Source organism: Streptomyces kunmingensis, assembly GCF_039533535.1.
Taxonomy (GTDB): Bacteria; Actinomycetota; Actinomycetes; order Streptomycetales; family Streptomycetaceae; genus Streptomyces; species Streptomyces kunmingensis.
The window spans coordinates 348,070-373,183 of record NZ_BAAATS010000019.1; the positions used below are offsets into that span (position 1 = coordinate 348,070).

General features: G+C 70.9%; 12 protein-coding genes. 6 read left to right on the top strand and 6 right to left on the bottom strand.

Annotated elements, in window-relative coordinates:
• Window positions 1-45: 45 nt before the first annotated feature.
• From ABD366_RS25920 to ABD366_RS25945, 6 genes are all read right to left on the bottom strand, one after another.
• Window positions 46-687 (bottom strand): response regulator transcription factor, encoded by a 642-nt coding sequence (locus tag ABD366_RS25920; RefSeq protein WP_324774946.1) that lies wholly within the window; start codon window positions 685-687, stop codon window positions 46-48.
• Entirely contained in the window at window positions 680-1,963 is a 1,284-nt protein-coding gene (locus ABD366_RS25925; protein ID WP_324774948.1) for a sensor histidine kinase, read from the bottom strand. Before ABD366_RS25925 ends, ABD366_RS25920 begins: the two co-directional genes overlap by 8 nt.
• A 57-nt stretch (window positions 1,964-2,020) precedes the next feature.
• Window positions 2,021-2,800, bottom strand: a complete 780-nt coding sequence (locus ABD366_RS25930; RefSeq protein ID WP_324774951.1) for an ABC transporter permease — start codon at window positions 2,798-2,800, stop codon at window positions 2,021-2,023.
• On the bottom strand, window positions 2,797-3,729 hold the full coding sequence (locus ABD366_RS25935; protein WP_324774954.1) for an ABC transporter ATP-binding protein: 933 nt from the start codon (window positions 3,727-3,729) through the stop codon (window positions 2,797-2,799). Before ABD366_RS25935 ends, ABD366_RS25930 begins: the two co-directional genes overlap by 4 nt.
• A gap of 196 nt (window positions 3,730-3,925) precedes the next feature.
• Complete coding sequence (locus tag ABD366_RS25940; RefSeq protein WP_324774957.1) at window positions 3,926-4,357, bottom strand: hypothetical protein; 432 nt, start codon at window positions 4,355-4,357, stop codon at window positions 3,926-3,928.
• Between the two features lie 35 nt (window positions 4,358-4,392).
• Window positions 4,393-12,084: a ricin-type beta-trefoil lectin domain protein gene (locus tag ABD366_RS25945; RefSeq protein ID WP_324774959.1), complete on the bottom strand. Its 7,692-nt coding sequence runs from the start codon at window positions 12,082-12,084 to the stop codon at window positions 4,393-4,395.
• Between the two features lie 595 nt (window positions 12,085-12,679).
• Between ABD366_RS25945 and ABD366_RS25950 the strand changes: the two genes are divergently transcribed.
• From ABD366_RS25950 to ABD366_RS25975, 6 genes are all read left to right on the top strand, one after another.
• Window positions 12,680-16,168 carry an FG-GAP-like repeat-containing protein gene (locus ABD366_RS25950; RefSeq protein ID WP_324774961.1) on the top strand — a complete coding sequence of 1,163 codons (3,489 nt, stop codon included), beginning with the start codon at window positions 12,680-12,682 and terminating at the stop codon, window positions 16,166-16,168.
• A 23-nt stretch (window positions 16,169-16,191) separates the two neighbouring features.
• Window positions 16,192-16,995 carry a hypothetical protein gene (locus ABD366_RS25955; protein WP_324774963.1) on the top strand — a complete coding sequence of 268 codons (804 nt, stop codon included), beginning with the start codon at window positions 16,192-16,194 and terminating at the stop codon, window positions 16,993-16,995.
• 6 nt (window positions 16,996-17,001) lie between these two features.
• Window positions 17,002-18,762, top strand: a complete 1,761-nt coding sequence (locus ABD366_RS25960; RefSeq protein WP_324774966.1) for an NlpC/P60 family protein — start codon at window positions 17,002-17,004, stop codon at window positions 18,760-18,762.
• 65 nt (window positions 18,763-18,827) lie between these two features.
• Window positions 18,828-20,663: an ABC transporter ATP-binding protein gene (locus tag ABD366_RS25965; RefSeq protein WP_324774968.1), complete on the top strand. Its 1,836-nt coding sequence runs from the start codon at window positions 18,828-18,830 to the stop codon at window positions 20,661-20,663.
• On the top strand, window positions 20,660-22,540 hold the full coding sequence (locus ABD366_RS25970) for an ABC transporter ATP-binding protein (RefSeq protein WP_324774970.1): 1,881 nt from the start codon (window positions 20,660-20,662) through the stop codon (window positions 22,538-22,540). Before ABD366_RS25965 ends, ABD366_RS25970 begins: the two co-directional genes overlap by 4 nt.
• A 410-nt stretch (window positions 22,541-22,950) precedes the next feature.
• Window positions 22,951-25,029, top strand: a complete 2,079-nt coding sequence (locus tag ABD366_RS25975; RefSeq protein ID WP_324774973.1) for a M4 family metallopeptidase — start codon at window positions 22,951-22,953, stop codon at window positions 25,027-25,029.
• Window positions 25,030-25,114 lie beyond the last annotated feature (85 nt).

Genomic DNA, 25,114 nt, shown 5'->3' on the forward strand with positions numbered 1-25,114 from the left:
CAGGTGCCGACCGGTGGGGGCCGCAGACGATCAGGAGTAGCGGCGTCAGCCCAGGATCTTGCGGTCGTAGGCCACCGCTACCGCCGCCGCGCGGTCCTTCACGCCCAACTTGGCGTAGATGTGCGTGAGATGGGTCTTCACCGTGGCCTCGCTGATGAACAGCTCGCGCGCGATCTCCTTGTTCGAGGTGCCTCTGGAGACCAGGAGCAGGACTTCGCGTTCGCGGGCCGAGAGGGTCTCCTCGGCGGGCGCGGCGGGCGTGCGGACCGCCGTGACGAGGCGGGAGGCGACCGCCGGGGAGAGGACCGTGCGGCCCTCGGCGGCGGCGCGCACGGCCGTGAACAGTTCCTCGCGCGGGGCGTCCTTGAGGAGGTAGCCGGTGGCGCCCGCCTCGATCGCGGGCAGCGTGTCCGAGTCGGTGTCGTACGTGGTGAGGACCAGGACGCGGGCGCGGGCGCCGCGCCGGGTCAGCTCCTTGATGGCGTCGACGCCGCCTCCGCCGGGCATCCGCAGGTCCATCAGGACGACGTCCGGGTCGAGTGCGGCGGTACGGGTGAGCGCCTCGGCCCCGTTCGCCGCCTCGCCAAGGACCGTGAAGCCCGCCGCGGAGTCGAACATGCCGCGCAGGCCGTCGCGGACCACGGGGTGGTCGTCGACGATGAGGAGCGTGATCACCGGGTCAGTCATGGCGCACCAACGGTACGCGAGCCGAGATCGCCGTGCCGCCGCCCGGCTCCGACTCGACGGTGACGTCGCCGGCCAGGCGTTCGGCGCGGGCCCGCATGCCGTCGAGGCCGAAGCCCGCGGTGCCGGTGCGGGCGGGCAGGGCGATCGGGTCGAAGCCGCGTCCGTCGTCGCGCACGTCGAGGGTGACCTCCCCCGCCATGAAGGAGAGGGTGACGCCGAGCCGGGTGGCGTGCGCGTGCCGGGCCGCGTTGGACAGCGCCTCCTCGGCGATGCGCAGCAGGCTCGCCTCGATCTCGTCGTGGAGCGGCTCGGCGGTGCCGGTGACGGTGAACTCGGCGCGTACGCCGGTGCGGCCCGCCCATTCGGCGACGGTCTTCTTCAGCGCCTCGGGGAGTGTGGCGTCGGCGAGGGCGGCGGGCGAGAGGTTGTGGACGGAGCGGCGGGCCTCGCCGAGGCTGTGCCGGGCGAGTCCCGAGGCGCGGTCGAGGTGCTCGCGGGCGACCTCGAGGGTGGGGGCGTTCGCGACGACCTGGAGCTGGGCGATGATCCCGGCCAGGCCCTGCGCGATGGTGTCGTGGATCTCGGCGGCGAGCCTGCGGCGTTCGTCGGCGACGCCCGCTTCCCGTGCCTGGACAAGGAGTTGGGTGTGAAGTTGCGCATTCTCGTCCATCGCCTGCTGGAGGGCGGTGTTGGTGCGCTCCAGTTCGGCGATGGTCTCGATCTGGACGCGCTCCGCCTCCTGTTCCTTGTTGTTGATGTGGCCCATGAAGCCGACCAGGACGGAGTTGACCGCGAGGAGGCCGCCGAACAGGATCCAGCCCGACGAGTTGTCCGGTGGCAGTCCGCCGGACTGGGACCCGGCCACGACGACGATCGCCGCGAAGAGTCCCGGCCTGATCTGCCGGGCCGGGACGAGCCGCGTGATGTCGAAGTAGCCGCAGGCCGCGTAGAACACGTAGAACGGGTTGGTGAGCGAGCCGACGAAGGCGATCGCCCAGCGGACCCAGTAGTAGAGGACGCCGGCGCGGCTGGGTTCCGGCCTGGTGCGCATCGCGCGGCCCCACCACAGCTGGAGGACGACGGCGGCTACGGACAGCGGCACGAAGAGGTACCAGTCGAGCCGGTCCATGCCGACGACGTGGGCCGTGGCGACGGACAGGACGACGCCGACCCCGAGCAGGCCCCAGGGGCCGTAGCGGTGGAAGTTGGCCCAGCGCTCCTGGACCGTCCGGGCCGCCACCTCGGCGGCGCCGCGCTGGTCCGTCCCCGTCGTCATGCACTCAGTCTGCACGGGCCCGCTGTCCGTCATCGTCTCGCTCCCGCTCACCCCCGGTCACTCCCAGCGGAACCAGCGCGCCGCGGCGCCGGACAGGAGCACGGCCCACACGACGAGGACGGCGAGGTGGATCCAGCCCGGCCAGTCCCCCGCGGCGGCGTCGCTCAGCGCCTGGGACGCGGCGCCGAACGGGGTGCACTCGACGACCCTGGCGAGCCCGTCCGGCATCGCCTGCACCGGCAGCCACACCCCGGCACAGAACATGCTGGGGAAGAACACGGCGGAGCCGATGGCGCCGGCGACCTTCTGGGTGCGGGCCTGGGCGGCGACCAGCGCGCCGAGCGAGAGGCCGACGACGACCGAGAGCACGAGCGCGAGCAGATAGCCGAAGGCCTGCGGCGGCAGCCGGACGTCGAACGCGAGCCGCCCGATGGCGAGCGAGAGCAGCGACGAGAGGAAGGCCGCGATGCCGTGAATGGCCATCTGCGCCCCGAGCAGCGCGGGCGGCTGTACCGGTGTCGTCGACATGCGGCGCAGGATGCCGCGCTCCCGGTAGCCCGCGATGACCGGCGCCATCGCCTGCAGGCCGGCCACGATCAGCGGCATCAGCACGGTGACGGGAACGTATGCGTCGATCAGGCGCAGTCCGTCGGGCCCGGAGTCGGACGCGCGGAACGCGGGGATGCAGCCGAGGATCACCAGGAGCACGGGCGGGAAGACGGCGATACCGAAGAGGGCGCCGGGTTCGCGCAGGAACAGCCGGAACTCGCTGCGCAGGACGGTGGAGTTGGCGCCAGGGCGCGCGCTGATGCCACTGGTAGCGGTGTGGGTGCTCATGACTGGCCGGCTCCCGTCAGGTCGAGGAACGCGTCGTCCAGCGTGGCGTCGACGACCCGGAGTTGGTGGGCGGTGATGTGGTGCCGGGCGAGCAGGGTGACGACGGCGTTGACCGTCTCGTCGCCGCCGGTCAGGGTCGTACGGCCGTCGCGGTGTTCGACGGTGGCGAGCCCGGGGAGTCCGGCCAGCTCACGGTCGTCGAGCGGCGCGGACGGGGTGAAGGAGATGACGGTCGCCCCGGCGGCCCGGCTGATCAGCCCGGCCGGGGTGTCCAGGGCGGCGACGCGCCCCTTGTCGATGACGGCGATGCGGTCGCACAGCCGCTGCGCCTCCTCCATGAAGTGCGTGACGAGCAGCACGGTGACGCCGCTGTCCCGTACGTCCTCGATGAGCTGCCAGGTGTCGCGGCGGGCGCGCGGGTCGAGCCCGGTGGTGAGTTCGTCCAGGACGACGACGCGCGGGTTGCCGACGAGGGCGAGCGCGATGAACAGGCGCTGCTTCTGGCCGCCGCTGAGCTTGGCGAACCTCGTGCCGAGCTTCTCCTCCAGCCGCAGCCGCTCGGCGAGGGGCCGCCAGTCGAGCGGGTCCGGGTAGAAGGACGAGTACAGCTCCAGGGCCTCGCGCACGGTCAGCTTGGCCTGCACCTCGCTCTCCTGGAGCTGGGCGCCGAGGATCCGGGTGACCTTGTCGTGGTCGCGCACGGGGTCGAACCCGGCGACGCGGACCTGCCCCTCGTCGGGGACGCGCAGCCCTTCGACGCACTCCACGGTGGTGGTCTTGCCGGCCCCGTTGGGCCCGAGGATGCCGAAGATCTCCCCCTCGTCGACGGAGAAGGACACCCCGTCGACGACGGTCCGTCCCGCGTACGCCTTGCGCAGGCCGCTCACCTCGATGAGCGGTGCGGTGGTGGTACTGGTCCCTGTCCTCATGCCTCAAGACTCCCGGCCGGGCCGGGGCCGCTGCATCGCCCATCACGCTCGAAGGTCCATCAACCGATCGGTTGATGGGCCCCTGCGACTCGAGGGGCTCGGCGGCCGCTGGGCATGTGGCGCGGGTCGATGCTGATGTTCGACTCTCAGGCGCGGGTGGTCACCCCGCCGCTCGTCGACTTCGAGCAGATCAGCTCTACTCCGACAGCGGTTCCACAAGAATGGGATCGGCGCCGCCGAGATAGAGCATGCAGCCGCCTTCCTCCTGATCCATTCTTTCCTCAGGAACGACATAAATTCCTGCGGTGGGCGCGGGACTCCAACCCAGATTGCGCGCCGGCTCATATTTTTCATAATGGGCCACATGAAGACGGGTCCGCGGGATGGAAACCGTACAGACATCCCCCACGGCGAGTTCCGAAACGGCCGGCTCAGTCACATAGGGAACCCATTCCGATTGAGATTCTCCGTACGGCAGAGCGAATGTTCCATCCCATTGAAAGAAGGAGGAATTGTCGACTTCCCGCCACGGCCACTCCAGTTGCACATATCGCGGCCCGACGGACACGACCCGCGCGGGCGCCGGCTCGCAGGACACCATGACTTCACTACCGACTTGGGGGAACATGCGCACCACCATACCTGCCGGTGATGCCGTTCCGGTCAACTCCGCCTCCAGAACATTCGGAACGGTGAAGCGTTTGGCCCGCCCGGGAATTCCCGACCACCTATGGCCATCCCTGGGTCGGCCCCAAGGGCGGAACTGCAATCCATGCAGACGTTTCGCGAAGCCGCGCCGAAGATTATCTCCTCATCGTCGGCCAGGCCGTTCAGAATAGTTGTCTCCGCGTGACCATCACCCTGCACAAAGGCATCCTTCGCCCACTTCGGCCAACTGTCGGGTGCAACTCCTCCGTGATTTACCGAGGTGCGGATGGACACGTTCCCGGACTTGACGTTGCGCACTCCCACAACAGCCGTGGTGCCGAACGTTCCTTGATCTCCGCGCACTCCGGGGATTGATTCGTTCGTGGCCCGGTAGCGCGATTGCTGAAGGGTGTCGGCGGCTATGTACGCGTGCCCCGCCTCCTCCGCATTGCTGAGGCCGGAGCCACAGTTGTGGACCAGGACCGGCGCGGCGCCCGCCAGCACGTAGTACGTGTGGACATTGCTGACCGTCAGGTTGTTGACCGTCGACGAAGCGACCGTCCACCGCTCGACCGCCGAGATCTGGACGTACGTGCCGGCGCTGGTGCGCAGCCACTCGCCCGACTTCAGCGAGGTCGCGGGCACCCAGGCGTGGAGTTCCTCGACCCAGAACGGGTGGCCGTCCGTCGCCGTCACCGACGCCGTCTTCGTGCCCTTCTTGCCGTCGACGTCGATCGTGACCTTGACCAGGTGCTTGAGGCCCTGGCCCTTGATCTCGGCCGTCACCGTCTCCACGGTGGTGTCGCCCGTGTCGGCGTCGGTCGCGAGGACCTTGTCGCCGAGCTTCACGTCCTGGATGGCCTTGGTCGTGCCGTCGGCCATGAGGACCTTGGTGCCGGGGACGAAGCTGTTGCAGGTGTCGCCGTTCCCCTCGCCCTTGGCGCCGCTGCTCCCGCTCCCGCCGCCCTCGGACTTCTTGCGGGCCGTCGTGCTCGGCTTGCTGCTCGCCGTCTTCCTGGCCTCGGACCGCGCCTTGCGCTGGGTGGCGTTGCCGATCTTCTGCATCTGGCGTTTGGCGGCCCGGGTGGCGGCCGCTTTCGCTGCCTCCGCCTTCTTCTTGAGCTGCGCGGCCCGCTTCGCGGCGGCCTTCGCCGCCGCGGCCATCTTGCGGGCGATCTCCCACGCCTTCTGCGCGAGGGCCAGGACCTTCTTGGCCTGGGTGACGGCCTTGCGCCAGGCGCTGACCGCGCTCATCGTCGCCCTGATGGCGCCCCAGATCTTCTTGCCCTTGGAGAAGATCGCGCCCCACGGGATGGCGTCCATCAGGAGGCTGCCGCACGCCCACAGGTCACCGCGGGAGAAGCAGCCGACCACGTCGTTCCAGCCGAGGAAGTCCTTCAGGACCGCCCAGCCCGTCGACAGGATGACGTCGCCGAGCGTGCGGGACGCAGTCGAACGCGCGCCCGCCACCGCGGAGTCGGACGGGCCGTCGTAGTAGTCGGACGCGTCCGTGCCGGACGAGAGGCCCGACGGGTCCGCGTACGTGACCGGGTTGTTCTCCGAGTAGACGTAGCCGTTCAGCTGGACCGGGTCGCCCAGGTCGACGACCGGGTCGGCGGACAGGAAGCGTCCGGTGACGGGGTCGTACTCGCGGGCTCCGAGGTGGATCAGACCCGTGGACGAGTCCTCGCCGCCGCCGACGTACCCCTGGTGCGAGAGCCAGCTCGCGCTCTCGGCGCGCTCCGTTCCGAACGGGGTCGCCTTGGAGAACTGGACCTTGTTGCCCTGCGCCAGCTGCACGCTCACGTACGAGCTGCCGTTCTGGTCCGCCACCTGTGCCGACAAGGTGGCCGCCGACGTGCCCTGCGCGTGCCGCATCACGGTGGACGCGCCCGGCTGGGAGTAGTAACGCTCGGTGTACGCCAGGGCGTTGCCGGCGTCGGTGGAGACCGTCGTGTCGCCCAGGTACAGGGTGTGCTCGCTGTCGGAGAGCGCGAGGAGGCGCTCTCCGGTGGGGCCGTAGACGTAGCGGATCTCGTCGGCCGGCTTCCACACCTGTCCAGCGGACCCGTCACAGGTCGCGAGCTGGAGGTCGGTGCCGGCCGTCGTCGTGCCGCCGGGCAGCGCCGCGCACTTGCCGGAGGCGACGTGTTTGAGCGTGCCCGTGGACGTGGTGGTCCACTGCTGGTTCGCCGCGCCCGTGCAGTCGGCGATCACGACCGCCGTGCCGGCCGCCGTGGCGCCGTCCTTCGGCATCACGCAGCGGTCGAGGACCTTCAGCGCGCCGGTGGTGGCGTCGCTGTCGGAGGCCGGGTCGATGCGCAGCTTCTGGGCCTTGGTGCCGTTGCAGGCGTGGATCTGCAGCGGGGTGCCGGTCACCGTCGAGGAGGACTGCACGTCGAGACAGCGCTTGGAGGCCGTGTTGACGAACTCGCCCGCGCCGTTCGCGCCGAAGCCGGACACCGTCTCGGCCTGGCCGTCCCAGGTCCAGGTCAGGCCCTGCTCGTTGCCGCCCGTGGTCCGGGTCGTCGCGTTGCCGCTCGCGTCGTACTGGAGCGTCGAGGACTCCTTGACGTGGGCGCCCGCGTCCGTGGTGTACGTGCGCTGCATGCCGGTCAGGGTGTGCGGCTGGCTGCCGTCCGCCTTGCCGTAGGCGTAGTCGGTCGTCGCGTCCTTGGCCGTGTCGCCGCTCGCGTCGTGCTCGACGAGCTTCTTGCGGTTGCCCATCTCGTCGTAGGTGAACGACTGCCAGTAACCGTCGTTCGCCGCCGTCACGTTGGCCGTGCCGTCGTCGTAGGACGGCGCGGCGGACGTCTTGCCGGTGGGCTTGCACGCCTCGTTGGGCGAGGTCCACGCCTCGCTCAGCTGGCCGAGCCCGTCGTAGGTGAAGCACTGGCGGTCGGTGGTGCTGTTGCTGACGTCGGTGGTCTGGGTGATGTTGCCGGCGCTGTCGTAGGCGTAGTAACGGGAGTTGACCCGGTGCCCGGTGACGGCGGTGGTGTCGCTGGTGGACTCGCGGTCGACGATCTGCCGGGTCAGCTCACCGGTGGTGGTGTCGTACAGGTTCGTCGTCCACACCCGGCTGGGCTGCTCGCCCGCGACCGAGCGCAGCACCTCGCCCCACGGGCTGTACTCCGTGTCCGCGGTGTACCAGTTGAGGCCTGAGGTGGAGACCGGCAGGCCGTCCTCGTTGTAGCGGGTGACGACCTTCTCCGCGCCGAACGCTCCCGCCGCCGGCAAGGTCCTGGAACGCAGCTGCCCCTGCTCGGAGTAGTCGTAGGAGTAGGTGTACGTGTCCTTCAGGCCGTACTGCGTGGCGATCGACGGCGGCAGCTTCAGCTGCTGTCCGGTCGCCTGGTAGTCCTCGGTGTAGCCGCTGACGGACAGGGTGTAGCCCAGGCCGTCGGTGTAGCGGGTGGCGGTGGCCGGCTGGCCGATGCCGCCGGTGACCGTGTCGTAGGTGTTGGCCTGGAGCAGCTTGCCGGAGTCGTTGTCCAGGCGCTGTTCCAGGGGCCGCGAGAGTTCGTCGTACTTCGTCCACACCGTGACGCCCAGGGCGTCCTCGGTGGTCTCTCTGCGGTCCAGGACGTCGTACGTGGTGTGCGAGGTACCGGTGTCCGGGTCGGTCGCGGTCAGCTCGCGGCCGCGCGCGTCGTACGTCCACGACCAGGCGTTGCCCTCGCTGTCGACGGCCTTCACCCGGTCGCCGCGGGTGTCGTACTCGTAGTGCGTGGAGCGGAACGCGGTCCGGTCGATGTCCGTGTACGTGTCGACGCGGGTGGTGCGGCCGAGCGCGTCGGTGTACGAGCGCTGCTTGGTGCCGCCTGCCGGGTCGTTGACGACGGAGTAGTCGGATCCGTACTGGTAGCTGGTGGCCTTGGACGGCTTGGCGACGCCCGCGAGGTACGGGGTCTCGGTCAGTACGCGGCCGAGGCCGTCGTAGGCGTACAGCGTCGCGTTCTGCACCTGGCCGTCGGAGTCGACGTCGAACATCTGGTCGCCGGGCTCACCGTTCGCGAAGTACGCGTTGTTCGTCTGGCTGACCGTGCCGTCGGCGCTGTAGAGCGTGTCCGTGACCAGCCGGCCGCCGCCGACGGCCGGCTCCTGGCGCTGGCGTTCGCGGCCGAGGCCGTCGTAGAAGGTGACGCCCTTGTCGTAGGAGCCGTCCTCCTTGAGGCTCTCGCTGGTCACGTGGACCGGCTCGCCCTGCACGATCGTGTACGTGAAGTGGGCCGACGCCTCGTCGGTGTCGCCCGGGGTCTGGCCCGGGGCCCAGGTGTAGGTGGTGCGGCCGTACGCGTCGTAGGCGTAGGCGGTGGTGTTGCCGTTGGGGTCGGTGTCGCTGAGCGTGGTGCCGCGCGCCGGGTCGATCGTCGACGTGCTGGACTGGCTCAGCGCGTTGGTGCTGGTGACCTTGAAGACCTGGCCGGTGCTCGGCCCGTAGGTGGTGGTCTCCTTGTGCTTCAGCGCGTCCGTGGTGCTGGTGGCGCGGCCGTAGCTGTCGTAGGTGACGGTGCCGTTGTCGGTCCAGGCGCCGCCGTCGCCGCTGATGTCCCAGGTCGCGGTGGCGAGGCCGGTGGTCGGCGCGGTGCCGTAGGCCTGGTTGTCGTAGGCGACGCGGGAGCCCGATATCCACTCGGCGGCGGTGGCGGACGGGGCGTGCGCACAGGTCCCGGCGGTGGTGAGGGACTGCTTGGGCAGCCCGATCAGGTTCGCCCCGGTGTTGTGCACATAGGAGTTGACGGTGCACGTGGTGTCGCCGGTCTTGGTGTCGGCGGTCGTCTCCACCGTGACGGGCAGACCGTAGGTGGCGTCGTACGTGCTGGTGGTCGTGGTCGTGCGCTCGGTGCGGGTGTCGTCGCCGCTGCCCGACGAGCGGGTCCAGGTCTTCGACTTGCCGGTGTTGACGCGGTACGCCTTCAGCGCGGGGACGCCGTCGTCGCGGTCGCGGGTCGCGAGGACCTCGGGCGTGGTCGGGTAGTCGACCGAGCGGGTCAGCAGATCGCCGTCGTACTTCGTGTACGTGAGCGTCTCCGCGACCCGCCCCTGGTAGGCGAAGTCGTCGGTGGCGATCTTGTCGTCGTCATGGTCCTTGACGACGACCTCGCGCTTGCCGCCACCGGGCAGCGGGTCGCCGTCCATGCCGCGGAAGTAGCGGGTCTCGGACATGCCGCGGGTGGTGGAGGTGTACGGGGTCGTGGAGTCCGCGCCGGTGATCGTGCGGACCAGGCCGAAGCCGCGCCACTGGTCGTAGGTGCGGGTCTTCTTCTTGGAGAACTCGGCCTGGTTCAGCGCCCAGGCGCCGTCGCCCAGGTAGGCGTATGCGGTGGTCTCGGCCGGGGTTCCCACGACGTTGGGCAGCTCCCGCACGCCGGCGACGACGTACTTGTGGAACCAGTCGATCGTCTCGTCGGCCTTGTCGGGGTCGGGGTGCCAGTACGCGGGGAAGCAGAGCCCCGTGTTCGCCTCGGGCTTGGGGAAGCCGGTGCCGGTCGCGCAGGCGCTGCCCTCGTCGGGTTTCTTGTAGTCGACGACGGTCTCGCCGCCGTACTCGTTGACGACGCGCTGGATGCGCAGCCGGTCGAAGACGGGGTTGGGGTCCTTCGCGCCGCGCTTGACGCGGTTGGGCATGGACTGCGTGTTGGGCAGGAACTCGACCGGGTTCAGGGACTTCTCGGCCGGTTCTCCGTCGGCGGTGTAGCCGGTGCGGGTGACCGACTCCAGCCACAGGGCGGTGCCCTCGTCGGTGCGGTGGGCCGGCATCGACTGGCCGAGGGTCCAGCGGTCGACCGGGGTGAGCTCGGTGGAGCCCTCGGTGCGCTGGGTCAGCGTGGTGACCTTGGCCAGCCGCTTGCGGGACCAGAAGGTGGGCACGGGCACCCAGCACTCCTTGGTGCCGCCCGCGCAGTACAGGTCGGCCGGGGTGTCGTACCAGATGCGGTTCTGCGCAAAGTTGCCCGAGGCGAAGTTGGCGTCGGAGCAGCTGACCTCCCCCTCCTTGAAGCAGCGCTCGTCGGTGTCGAAGACGACCTGCGAGATGGGCTTCGCTGTGTAGAGGGTGGCGGCGCGCTGGCCGTAGTCGATGCGGTTGAGGTAGCCGCCGCGGTCGTAGGAGACGGCCGCCTTGAACTTGTTGTCCTTGGCGTAGTGGTTGGTCTCCTTGCTCCACCACAGGGACATCATGTTGCCTTGCGGGTCCTGGACGAAGTCCAGGTTCCAGCGCCAGCCCTGGTCGCAGAAGGACTTGGCGAAGGACGCGTCGTAACAGGGCTCGCCGGACTGGTTGCCGGAGACGGGCACGGTCAGGACCGAGTTGGTGAGCGGGTCGCCGGTCTTCCACTCGGTGGTCTTGTTGCGGCCGAAGTAGTAGCGGATGCCGTCGCGCGTGGTGATGCGCCAGTACTCGCCGTCGTTGTCGCCGTTGGCGAGCGAGGTGTCCTTGATCAGGTCGACCTTGGAGCCGTCGCCGTTGGCGGTGACCCAGCTGCCGTCGGCGTCGTTCCTGACCAGCTCGGTGGTGGTGCCGCCGAGCGTCATCACCGCGTTGGCGCTGCCCCAGCACAGGTCGCCGGTCTTGTGGTCGGCGTTGTTTCCCTTGTCCCGGTCGTCGGTGCACCCCTTGTAGGTGCGGGTGATGGAGCCGGGGTTGTACTCCCAGCCGTCGCCGATCCAGGAGGGCTGGTTGTTGGTGGCGGACGTGCGGCCGTCCACGACCTGCGAGTTGTACGAGAACGCCACGCTCGGCGAGGGGCCGCCGGGGACGCTGGGCGCGTTCAGCGCGTACGAGTAGGTGAACGCGCCGGACGAGCCTCCGGCGGACCAGCTGCCCGCGCTGACCAGCGGGGTCGCGGAGAAGTCACCCTGTGCGCCGCTGCCGTGGGAACCGGCGACGAGGACGCTGCCGCCGGAGCCGGAGTCGGCTGCCTGCGTGGCGGCCTTCGCCCCGGGCGGGCCGCGGTACAGCGCGTCGTCGGCCAGGTCGGTGCCCTTGCCGTCGGCGCGGGCGGTGGAGGCGGTGGTGGCGGGGGCCGCGCCCGCGAGTACGGCGACGTCGACGGTGGCGGTCAGCTGACGGCGGCCGTCGAGCTTGCCGTCGTCCTCGGTGTCGTCGTCCTTCGCCGTGACCTCCTGGTCGGTGTCGAGCGCGACCGGTTCCGTACAGGACTCGACGTCCGGGCTGGTCAGGACGCAGCTCGGGTACTGCACGAGGTTGAGGCGGTCGGCCCAGTTGGCGCCGTACAGCTCGGCGAAGGCGGTGTAGTCCAGGGAGACGGTGGCCTCACCGGTCGCGCCGGCGGGCGGAGTGACCTTGAAGGCGAGGCCCTCCATGGAGACGGCGTCCAGCTCGGTCTGCGGGACCAGGGAGGCCTGCCAGGTGCCTTCGAGGGAGGCGGCTTCCTCGGCGGTGGCGTCCTCGGGGGCGCCGACCTCGATGGGCAGGTCGCCCACGGTGACGCTGTCGCCGGGGGCGAGACCGGTCACCTCTTTCTGCGCGGGCGTGGTGTCGACGGGCACGGTGGTCGCCGCCGGGTCGTACTCCTTGGGCGGTGCCGCGTCGGAGGTGGCCAGTTCGTCGAGCGCGTTGTCCTCGGCGGCCAGCGCCGGGTCACGGTCGGGCAGGTCCACCAGGTCGACGCCGCTGCGGTCGCCGCCGCCGGGCGGCGCGGCAACGGCGCTGCCCGCGAAGGTGCCTACGACGAGCGCCATGAACAGCGCGCCGATCACCGTCAGTCGCAGCGCCGCCCGTCGGCGTCGCTGAACACCGGTACGAGCCAGCCGTCCGCGGCCGGACCAAGAGAGCGCACCCCACACGTCGCCGAAGCCCCCAATCAAGGCAGGAGCGACGGAGGCTGACCGAACGTCAGAGATCCGTACACCCGTCGCGATGAAACCGATCGGCGGAATCATGCGGACTGGCCATGCGCAGGTCAAACAGGCCCTCGAGGCCGATTATGAAGTGCGTCACACCATCAAGCGGCACAAGCGGAGCAAGTCGCTTCACTTCACGGCAAGCATGATCAGCCGCCCTGAATCCGGGGCGAGCGCGGCGAGTCGGACGTAACTCGCCTTCTTGATCATCTTCGATCGAAACAAGTGGCGGGATGCCGGATTTCATGGCACATCAGGGATTAAGTCCTCAGACAGCCGACACGGCGACTGCTTCGACAGCCGGGCGGTTCCACCCCCACATCACAATTCCATTACGTCTGTGGGTGATTGATGTAGCTGGCGCAACGGACCTGTGTCGTCCATGCTCTAGCGGCTCTGCCCAACCGCGGTTTCCACAAGGGGGTTCACTGCCGTGGATCGTCGTCTTTTCCGGCGCCTGCCGAGCCGTCGCGCCTCGGGGGCGATCGCCGCCTGCGTGGCGGCCGCGCTGGGGGCCGGGGTCCTGGTCCCCCTGCTGGCGGACGACGCGGCACCCGCGCGGGACGCGCGCGGCACGGCCCGGGCCGCCGTCGGTGAACAGGCAGCCCAGGACAAGGCGCGGGCCACCGGACACCTCGTCGAGGTCACCGCGCTGCGCACCGAGTCCACGACGACGTACGCCAAGCCGGACGGCAGCTTCCGACTGGAGTCCTCCGCCGCCCCGTTCCGGGCCAAGGTCGACGGCGAGTGGAAGCCGCTCGACACCGCACTGCACCGCACCGCGCGCGGCTGGGCCCCGAAGGCGTCCGCCGACCCGGTGGTCTTCTCCGCGGGCGGCGGCAGGACGACGCACAGCGCGCGCCGGGCCGCCACGCACACCGGCCCGACGACGGCCCGCGGCACCGCGCGGTCCGCCGTCTTCACCGTGCCCGCGACCGGCACCCGCACCCGCACCGGCACCGGCACCGGCACCACCGCACGTCAGACCGCCGACGCCGCTACGGAGTTCACCGACCTGGTCACGCTCACCAGTGCGGGACACGAGATCACCCTGTCCTGGCCCGGCACGCTGCCCGCCCCGGTGATCGACGGCGAGCGCGCGCTGTACCGGGACGTGCTGCCGGACGTCGACCTGCTGCTGACCGCGCGCGACAGCGGCTTCAACCACGTGCTGATCGTGCACACCGCCGAGGCCGCGGCCTCCGACGCGCTGCGCACGCTGTCGTACGGCCTGTCCTCGCCGGACCTGACGTTCCACCTCGACCCGGGCACGAAGTCGGTCACCGCGCAGGACACCTCGGGCGCGGAGATCGCCGTCAGCCCCACCCCCTACATGTGGGACTCGGCGGGCGAGCCCGCCGTCACTCAGGGCGACGACCCGCAGCCCGCGGAGCCGTCCGACGAGCCGGCCCCGCACGCCACGGACCAGAGCGCGCCCCCGCACGACGGCACCGACGAGACGCCGGACGCGCCCTCCGACGCCGACGACACGGACGCGCCCACCGATCCGGCCTCCGCACCCGACGCCGATCCCGCGGCCTTCACCGGCGGCCGCGGCGACAGCGGTGTCCGGCCGGCCGCCTGGCACACCGGAACCGATCGGCTCACCGACAGCCAGGTCCTCGCCCTGCGCGGCCTGGCGGGGCCCGACGGTGGCACGCACACCGCCACCGCGGACGCCGAACTGAGCGCGCCCGGCACCACGGACACCACGCTGACCGTCACGCCCGGCCGCACACTGGCGCAGGCCGCGTCGACCGAGTACCCGCTCTTCATCGACCCGTCGTTCTACGGGCACACCACCAACTGGACGACCGCGTACAAGAAGTACCCGTCCTCCAGCTTCTACGACGGCGCCAACTACAACACCGGCACCACCGAGGCCCGCGTCGGCTACGAGGCCGACACCTGGGGCACCTCGCGCTCCTTCTTCCGGCTCGACCTGGAGAACATCAAGGGCGCCAAGGTGACCTCGGCGAGCGTGCGCGTCCTGGAGACGTACTCGTGGTCGTGCTCGGGGCGCGTGGTCGAGCTGTGGCAGACCGGTTCGATCTCCTCGAAGACCACCTGGAGCAACCAGCCCGCCTGGAAGACCAAGCTCGACACCCACGACATGGCGCACGGCTACAACTCGTCGTGCCCCGACGCCTATGTGAGCTTCGACGCCAAGGGGCTCGCCCAGGACGCGGCGGACGGCGGCTGGGGGTCGACCACCATCGGCTTCCAGGCCTACGACGAGTCGTCCACGTACGCCTGGAAGAAGTTCAAGGCGGAGGGGTCGTCGGCACCCCGCCTCTCGGTGAACTACTACCGCAAGCCGGCGGTGCCCTCCTCGCTCGACATGTCGCCGGGACCGACGTGCAGCCGCAGCGAGCCCTACCCGCGCGTCGGCAAGCGCGACCTGGTGCTGTCCGCGCACAGCTCGGACGCCGACAAGGACCTCGACAAACTCAACTTCGAGCTGTGGCGCACCGGTTACCAGGACTCCACGACGGTGGAGAAGTCCGGCGCCACCACCACCGGCGGCAACGCGTCGGTGAAGTACCCGGCCTCCTCGCTGACCAACGGATGGACGTACTCCTGGCAGGTGCAGGCCGAGGACGAGACGGACGCGGTGTCGGACTGGGCGCCGCTCAACAAGTCCGGCTACGACCCGACCTGCCGGTTCGTCTACGACGCCAGTTTCCCCAACTCCCCCGTCGTCACCTCCACCGACTACCCGGAGGAGGGCGAGAACGGAGACGTGTGGTCGGAGAAGAAGTTCGGCGAGTCCGGCACCTTCACCTTCGCCCCTGACGGCGACACCGACGTCACCGCCTTCGGGTACGCGCTCAACTCCTCGTCCTGCTCCAGCACGCTCACGGTGGCGGCCGGCAAGACCGGCACCGTGACCATCAAGCCGAAGCTGGCGGGGCCCAACGTCCTGTACGTGTGCGCCAAGGACGGCGCGGGCAACCCGTCGGGGCCCACCGCCTACGTGTTCTACGTGAGCCCGCGCGACGCGGCCGACCAGCCCGGGGACGTCACGGGCGACACCATTCCCGACGTGTACGCCATCGACTCCGACGGCAATCTGCGCATGTACCCCTCCAGCGAGACCGGGGACCTGCACCGTGGTCTGTCGGCCGCCGAGAAGGACGGGGAACTGCTCATCAACTCCCCCGGCGACGGCGAGGAACCGCTCGCCGCGGGCTACTGGAAGGGCGCCGACGGCAAGCCCGCGCTGCTCGCCCACAGCGGCGATCTGATGCCGGGCGACGGCGTCACCGACCTGCTGGCGCGCATGCCCGACGGCAAGCTGTACGTGTACCGGGGCGACGGCTACGGCGGCACCGACATCGACCGGCGCCTGGACGTACGGCTGCCGCCGAACGCCCCGGACCCGGCCACGTTCGACCAGCTGGTCCTCGGCGACTACGACCTCGACGGGCGGATGGACCTGTTCGCCACGACGGCGGGCGGCGGCCTGTGGGCGTTCACCGGGTACACCGGCGCGACGTTCTCCACGGCGGCCCAGATCGCCACGTCCGCCTGGCTGGACCGCGATCTGGTCACGGTCGGCGACGTCAACGTCGACGGCACGCCCGACCTGCTGTTCCGCTCGGAGTCGGACAACCTGCGGCTGCGCCTCGGTGCGCCCGCCACCACCGGCGGCGCCACCCTGGCCTCGCTGTCCACGTCCGCGGACTCGCTCGGCGGTTCCGACGCCACGTACGCCACGGGCTGGACCACCAGCGCGTACCCCATGGCGTTCCTGCACGGCACGCCGGACGTCAACAAGGACAAGATCCCCGACCTGTGGGCGATGGCCGCCGACGGCAGCATCAAGTTCTACGCCGGCGGCAAGACCGCCCTCGGCACCGGGACGACCGTCATCAGCGCCGACAGCCAGTGGAAGACGAACAAGCTCAGCTTCGGCTGAGCGGCACCGACGAAGGAAGCACCATGGCACGCCTGCGCATCCACGCCCCGGCCCTCGCGCTGGGCCTCGGACTGCTGCTGACCGGCTGCGGGTCCGGCTCCACGGAGCGGGACCCGGACACCTCCGCCGCCCAGGACACCGGCACGGCCGCGTCCGGCGCCCCCGATGTCCTCCTGGGCGGTGGCACGGACCGGCGGACGTTGAGCAGCCCGCAGCTCGACGCCGCCGCGCTCGCCCAGAAGGACATCGAGGACGGCACGGTCACCGATCAGGTCTCCCCGAAGGACTTCGCGCGGCAGGGCGCCGTGGACGTCGACGACGCCGCGTGCGCGCCGCTCGCGTACGTGCAGGCCGCGACGGTGGTGGGCGAGCCCTCGGCATCGGTGCGCCGTATGTGGATCGGCGAGCCGGCGCGCGAGAAGGAGAAGGCGGCCGGCGAGAAGGACGCGATCGCCGTCGCCCCCGACATGACCTCCGTGTTCCTGACGCTCGCCGCCTACGACGACAAGGGCGCCGAACGAGCCATGGCGGACCTCAGCGAGGCGGCGGACCGGTGCGCGCACGGGTACACCTACCGCCTGGACGGCGAGCGGGTGAGGACGGTGCGGGTCAAGAAGGCGCTCGCGCCCGAAGGCGCCGACGAGGCGATGGGCCTGACGCTGACCGTGGACGCCGACGGCACCCGGTCCCCGCTGAAGGTCGTCGTCGCGCGCAAGGGGGCGACGCTCGCCTACTTCCCCGCCGTCAACCTCGCCTCGGTCACGACCGGCACCGACTTCCCGCACCCCACCGACCTGGTCCGGCGTCAGCTGGCCAAGATGGGCTGAACGCATATGTCCGCCACGCCCCACACGTCCCGGCGCGGCCTGCTCGCGGCCCTCGGTGTCTCCGCCCTCGTCCCGGTCGCCGGACTCGGCGGCGCGAGCGCGCGGGCCGCGACAGGTGCGGAGCCCGCGGCCGAGCCCCTCGCCGCCGGGAGCCTCGCGGGCCCCCGCTCGTCGGTGTCGCTGCCCGCCCTCGACGCCTCGTACTTCTCGCGGCTGACCCTCGGCGACCCGCTGACGGTCGCCGTCCTCGACGGAACTCCCGCGCGCACCGAGGTGCTGTCCGGCGGCAGGCGGGTCGCGCTCCTGACGCACGGAGCACGGACCGTGGCCCTGCCGGGACCCGAGCGGACGTTCACCGAGGACAAGAAGCCCTTCGTCGACACCTTCCAGCGCACCCTGCCCGACACCTCGCTGCCCGCGGCGGACCGCGCGTACTGGGGGACCTCCCCCGGCGGCGGCAGCTGGTCGACGCTCGGGCCCGCCGCCGACGACTATTCGGTCGTCCCGGGCGCGGGCCTCATCCGGCTCAGCACCGACTACGCGAGTCGGCATGCCAGTCTGCGCGACGACGCCGTCACCGACGTCGACGTGCGGGCTGTGGCCCACTTCGACAAGGTGCCCGCGGGCGAGGCCTGTTCGTACGCGCTGTCCTTCGGCTACCAGGACACTCACAACAGCTACCGGGCCCGCCTGTCCTTCCTGACGTCCGGCGCGGTCCAGCTGCGCGTGGAGAAGGAAGTCGGCGACGTGGTCACGCAGTTGACCACCGCGCTCACGCTGGACAGCGCCGTTCCGGCCGGCACGGACTGGACGATCCGTGTCCGCCGGGAGGGGACCCGGATCAGGGTCAAGGCGTGGCGCGCGACGGCCGCCGAGCCGTCGACGTGGACCGTCGACGTCACCGACGCGACGTTCGGCGCGGGCCGGGTGGGCCTGCGGGCGCTGGCCAACGACGGCTGCGCCAACCTGCCGGTGACGCTGGCCGTCAGCCGCTTCCAGGTGTCCGCCGCCACGTGGCAGGCGCGGCCGAGCGTCACGCACGACACGTGGGTGCGGGTCCTGGACGAGCCGTTCGACGGGACGTGGACCGCCGACCTGGAGCGGACCGTCCGCGTCTGGGCCGGCTCAACGGCCCCCGACGTGCTGGCGTACGCGGCGATGTTCCTGGCGGGTGCGCCCACGGTCACGGCGGGCGCGGGGCCGACAGCGGGCAAGCAGGTCCTGGGCGAGGCCGGCTACGGATACCTGGATCCGCACGGCTACCGCTACGAGGGCGCCGACTTCCACGAGTACATGGGCATCGGCTGGACGTTCCCCGACGGCGCCTACACAGGGCCCTCCAGCAAGCAGATCGGCAACCTGGACTGCTCCGGCTACGCGCGGATGGTGTACGGCCATCATCTCGGCGTGCCGCTGGCCGCGGGCGCGGACACCTCGGGCACCCGCCTCCCCCGCAAGTCGCGCGACATGGCCGAGCACGCGCCGGGCGTCCGTATCGACCGCACCGACGGCACCACGCCACCGGCCGCGACGCTGTTGCAGCCGGGCGACCTGGTGCTGTTCAACGCCGACTCCGGCGACGACACCGTCACGGTCACGGTCGACCATGTGGGGATCTACCTCGGCGAGGACGCGGCGGGCAAGCGGCGCTTCCTGTCCAGCCGCAAGACGGGCAACGGCCCCACCCTGGGGGATCTGGGCGGCGCCTCGCTCCTGGACGGCACCGGCGTCTACGCCCGGAGCCTGCATACCGTGCACCGCGTCTGAAACGTCGCGGTCCAGCTCGAAAACCCGGTGGGCGTTGTCAGTGCCGAACCGTAGTCTCACCCCTGATGGCGACTACGGATGCAACTACCACGGACCCCGGCCGGATCGACGAGACGGATCAACTCGCGGTGCCCGTACGGCAGTCGGCGGTGCAGCCGCTGCTGCGGCTGTGGCCGTACGTACGGCCGGTGCGGGCCCGGTGGGCGGGCGCCGCCGCGGTGGCCGTGGTCGCCTCCTGTCTCGGGCTGCTGTTCCCGCTGGTGCTGAAGTGGATCGTGGACGGGCCGGTCACCGACCGGGATCCGGGCGGCGTCTGGCTCGGCGCCGGGGTGCTGCTCGCGCTCGGCATCGTGGAGGCGCTCCTGTTCGGGCTGCGGCGCTGGCTCATCGCGCGGCCGCTGGCGAGCGTCGAGGCGGCGATGCGCGCCGACCTGTACCGGCATCTGCAGCGGCTGCCCGTCTCCTTCCACGACCGGTGGGCCTCGGGCCAGTTGCTGTCGCGCGGCACGACGGACCTCATGGTCGTGCGGATGTTCCTCGCGTTCCCGCTGACGTTCCTGATCGTGAACGGGGTGACGATCGCCGCCGGGCTCGCCCTGCTCGTGGCGCAGGACTGGGGCCTCGGTCTGGTACTCCTTGCGCCGGCCGTGCCGCTGATCGCGGTCTGCTACCGGTTCGAGCACGGGTACGCGCAGGCGTCGCGCCGCGCGCAGGACCAGGTCGGCGATCTGACGACGGTCGTCGAGGAGTCCGTGCTCGGCATCCGGATCATCAAGGGTTTCGGGCGGCACCGCAGCCAGGCCCGCGCCTTCCACGAGCTGTCGCGCACCCTGCGCGGCACCGAACTGACCAAGGCGCGGCTGCTCGCCGGCATCCTCGCGGTGATCACGCTGCTGCCGGAGGCGGCCCTGGGCGCGGCCCTCGTCATCGGCACGGTCCAGGTCGCCGACGGCACGCTGTCGGCGGGCACCCTCGTCGCGTTCCTGTCGACGGCGCTCGCGCTGCGCTGGCCCATCGAGTCCATCGGCTTCCTGCTGGCCATGAGCCAGGAGGCGGCGACGGCGACGCGGCGGTACTTCGAGGTGATGGACGCCGAGGAGGAGGACCCGCGGGTCGGGCGGGCCGCCGTCGAACCCGGCGAGGGCGGACTCCGGTTCGACGGCGTCGAGTTCCGCTACCCGGACGCCGCCGAGGACTCCGAGCCGACGCTGCGCCGCATCGATCTGCACATCCGGTCCGGCGAGACGATGGCCCTGGTCGGTGCGACCGGCAGCGGCAAGACGACGCTGACCGCGCTCGTGCCGCGCCTGTACGACGTCACGGCGGGGCGCATCACGCTCGACGGGCGGGACATCACCTCCCTGCCGCGCGAGGAGCTGCGCACCCTGGTCTCGATGGCCTTCGAGGAGCCCACCCTGTTCTCCGCGTCGGTCGCCGAGAACGTGCTGATGGGGGCGGAGAGCGGCACACCCGAGCAGGTGGAGCGGGCGCTCGGGGTGGCGCAGGCCGACTTCGTACAGCGCCTCCCGCACGGCGTCGACACGGAGGTCGGCGAGCAGGGGCTGAGTCTGTCGGGCGGCCAGCGCCAGCGCCTCGCGCTCGCCCGTTCCGTCGTCGGCGCGCCCCGCTTCCTCATCCTGGACGACCCGCTGTCCGCGCTCGACGTCCACACGGAGGCCGCCGTGGAGGCCGCGCTGCGCCGGGTGCTCGCGGACAGCACCGCCCTCGTCGTCGCGCACCGCCCCTCCACGGTGCTGCTCGCCGACCGGGTGGCGCTGCTCTCCAAGGGGCGGATCACGGCGGTGGGCACACACCACGAACTGCTGCGCACGAGCGCGGAGTACCGGCATCTGATGTCCGGGGACCCCGCGGGCGAGACGCGAGAGGCGGCACAGGCATGACGACCACGGCGAACACCGGGGTGAGCACACAACCGGACGGCCCGGCGGACGACGAGATCAGGCCGACCGGGCCGGTCTCCCCCGGCGACCCGTTCGACCAGGACGACCTGCCCACCTCCAAGGGGGCGACGGGCCTGCTGCTGCGCTCCCTGCTCGCGCCCTACCGCCGCGCGGCGTGGCTGACCGTCCTCGCGCTGCTGCTCCAGCAGGCGGCCGTGCAGTCCGGGCCGCTGATCGTCGCGTACGCCATCGACCGCGCGGTGCCCGCGTTCCGGGCGCACGACTACGGGCCGCTGATCGCGGTCGGCGCCGGCTTCCTGCTCACCGCGTGCTGCTCGGCCGCCTTCCAGTACGCGTACATCCGGTTCTCCGCCCGCGTCAGCCAGAACGTGCTGGTCGATCTGCGCGGCCGCATCTTCCGGCACGCGCAGGCGCTCAGCGTCGACTTCCACGACCGGTACACCTCGGGCCGGGTCATCTCCCGGGCCACGACGGACGTCGAGGCGCTGCGCGAACTGCTCGCGGAGGGCCTTCAGGAACTGGTCAACGTCATCCTCGCCTCGCTCTACATCACGGCGATGCTGCTCTGGCTCGACCTGGGTATCGGCGCGGTCGCGGCGCTCTCCTTCATCCCGCTGTCCGTGCTGATCCGCCTGTACCGGCGCCGGGCCGCACGGGCGTACGGGGAGCGCTCGTCGGCGATCGCGGCGGTCATCGTGAAGTTCGTCGAGACGATGAACGGGATCCGGCCGGTGCGCGCGTTCCGCCGGGAGCGGGCCAACGACGAGCACTTCGGCGCCCTGAACCACCGCCACGAAAGGGCCAACGGCACGGCCATGCTGGAGATGGCGCGCTACGTCGTCGGCTCCCGCCTCCTCGCCAACACGGCGGTCGCGGGCATGGTCCTGTGGGGCGCCTACCGGGTCGCGAGCGGCACACTCGCGCTCGGCGTGCTGGCCGCCGCGGTCCTCTTCGTCCGCCGCCTGTACGACCCCATCGACCGGCTCGCGATGTTCCTCAACTCCTACGAATCGGCGGCCGCGTCCCTGAAGAAGATCGCGGGCCTGCTCGAACAGACACCGTCGGTGCCGGAGCCCGGGACACCGCGCGAGCTGCCCGCGCCGCGCGACGGCCGCCCCGGACGCGAAGTCGACTTCCGCGACGTCTCGTTCGGCTACCGCACGGGCGGTGAGGTGCTGCCGCGCTTCGACCTGCGGCTGCCGGCCGGGCAGACGGTCGCCGTGGTCGGCTCCACGGGCGCGGGCAAGTCCACGCTGGCCAAACTGCTCGCCCGCTTCTACGACCCGTCGCACGGACAGGTGCTGCTCGACGGCGTCGACCTGCGGGAGCTGTCCCACGCGGAGCTGCGGCGCGGGGTGGTGATGGTGACGCAGGAGGCGTTCCTGTTCTCCGGGACGGTCGCCGAGAACATCGCGATCGGCCGCCCTGAGGCGACCCGCGAGGAGATCGAGGAGGCCGCGAAGGCGATCGGCGCGCACGACTTCATCACGGCGCTGCCCGACGGGTACGACACGGACGTGCGCAAGCGCGGCGGGCGAATTTCAGCCGGGCAGCGCCAGTTGGTGGCGTTCGCACGCGCCCTGCTCGCGGACCCAGCGGTGCTCATCCTCGACGAGGCGACCAGCTCCCTGGACGTCCCCGGGGAGCGGGCGGTCCAGCGGGCCATGCTCACGGTGCTGCGCGGCCGGACAGCGGTGGTCATCGCGCACCGCCTCTCCACGGTGGAGATCGCGGACCGCGTCCTGGTGATGGAACACGGCCGCGTGATCGAGGACGGCCCCCCGTCCACCCTGGTAGCAGGCACAGGAACCTACGCGGACCTGCACAGGGCATGGCGAGAGAGCCTGGTGGGCTAACCCGGAACACCCCGCTCCTCAAGCCCCTCCGGCGACCACTCAAGCCCCTCCGGCCGCCGATCAAGCCCCTCCGGCGATTGAGGAGCGGGGTCCGGGGCAGAGCCCCGAATCTTCCCAACCCCGACCCACCCCCACACCCGCATATCGAACACGCACCTCCGCGCACCGAACCATTTCCGGCCAACCTCTTGTCGCGCCCCTGACAGAACGCGCCATCTACTGCCACTCTTCCGAACGGCCACCCCACAGTTGCCCCACAGCAACCGGGCGAGGCCGAGACACACCGCTCCAAGCCACACCGCTGCACCCGCGAGTCCCGCACTGCCTGCACTGCGTTCTGCCCGGCCGGCCACCCGCCGCCCGGTCCCCACTGGCCGCACACCCATGCGGCCGCGCAGAAGGAGTCAGCGTTGAGAAGCACCTCCACCTCCCACAGACGCCGGGCCACTGCCGCCGCGGCCGTCGGTGCCGTCACCGCCCTGCTCGCCGTCGCGTTCCAGTCCGGCCCGGCCACCGCGGCCGACGCCCGGGACGCGAACCCGGCGACGCAGGCCACGGCCAACGCCACGCGCGGCGCCGATCCGGGCGCCCTGCCGGTCAAGCTCTCCCCCGCGAAGCGCGCCGAGTTGCTGCGCGCCGCGAACACCAGCAAGGCGAAGGCCGACACCGCGAAGGACCTCGGCCTGGGTTCCCAGGAGAAGCTCGTCGTACGGGACGTGCTGCAGGACAAGGACGGGACGACCCACACCCGCTACGAGCGCACCTACGCCGGACTGCCCGTCCTGGGCGGTGACCTGATCGTCGACGCGGCGAAGTCCGGTGCCGCGCAGGGCGTCACGAAGGCGTCGAAGGCGCAGCTCAAGGGCGTGGAGACGACCGCCGACGTAAAGCCGGCCGCGGCCGAGTCCCAGGCGCTGACCCTCGCCAGGGCCGACGGTTCGAAGAAGACCGAGGCCGACCGGGCCCCCCGCAAGGTCGTCTGGCTGGGCCAGGGCGCGACCAAGGGGCAGCCCACCCTCGCCTACGAGACCGTCGTCGGCGGCCTCCAGCACGACGGTACGCCGAACGAGCTGCACGTCATCACGGACGCGGCCACCGGCAAGAAGCTGCACGAGTGGCAGGCCATCGAGAACGGCACCGGCAACACCCAGTACAGCGGCACGGTCACTCTCGGCACCGCGCAGTCCGGTTCGTCGTACACGCTGACCGACACCGCGCGCGGCAACCACAAGACGTACAACCTCAACCGCGGCACGTCGGGGACCGGCACCCTGTACTCCGGTACGGACGACACGTGGGGCAACGGCAGCGCGAGCAACACCGAGACGGCCGCCGCCGACGCGCACTACGGCGCCGCGCTGACCTGGGACTACTACAAGAACGTGCAGGGGCGCACCGGCATCCGCGGGGACGGTGTCGGCGCGTACAGCCGGGTCCACTACGGCAACGCGTACGTCAACGCGTTCTGGGACGACAGCTGCTTCTGCATGACGTACGGCGACGGCAGCGGCAACACCAAGCCGCTCACCTCCATCGACGTGGCCGCGCACGAGATGACGCACGGCGTCACCTCCAACACCGCGGGCCTCAACTACAGCGGTGAGTCCGGCGGTCTGAACGAGGCGACCTCCGACATCTTCGCCGCGGCCGTCGAGTTCTACGCCAACAACGCGTCCGACCCGGGCGACTACCTCGTCGGCGAGAAGATCAACATCAACGGCAACGGCACCCCGCTGCGCTACATGGACAAGCCGAGCAAGGACGGCGCGTCCAAGGACGCCTGGTACTCAGGGCTCGGCGGCATCGACGTGCACTACTCGTCGGGCCCGGCCAACCACTTCTTCTACCTGCTCAGCGAGGGCAGCGGCGCGAAGGTCGTCAACGGGACGAGCTACGACTCCCCGACCTCGGACGGCCTGCCCGTCACCGGCATCGGCCGCGACAAGGCGGCGCTGATCTGGTTCAAGGCGCTGACCACGAAGTTCACCTCGACCACCAACTACGCGGGCGCCCGCACCGGTGCCCTCGCGGCGGCGGGTGAGCTGTACGGGACGACGTCCACCGAGTACAAGGCGGTGCAGGACGCGTTCGCCGCGATCAACGTCGGCGCCCGCTCCGGCGGCGGCGACCCGGGCACCGGCAAGGTGTTCACGAACGACGCGAACGTGAACATCCCGGACTCGCCCGGCGCGGCGGTCAGCTCGTCCCTCACGGTCACCGGCATCTCCGGCAAGGCGCCGTCCACGCTGAAGGTCGGCGTCGACATCGTGCACACGTGGAGCGGTGACCTCCAGGTCGACCTGATCGGCCCGAGCGGGAAGGCGTACCGGCTGCACTCGTCGACGTACGACCCGACCCCCAACATCCAGACCACGTACACGGTCAACGCCTCGACCGAGAACGCCAACGGCGTCTGGAAGCTTCAGGCCAAGGACCTCGGCGCGCAGGACACCGGTTACATCAACAGCTTCAAGCTGACCTTCCCGTAAGCGGGTTCCGGGTTCCGACCCGGCAAGGTCTGGGCGCGTCGTCCCGGCGGTTCAACTCCCCGGGGCGGCGCGCCCGTTCATGTGC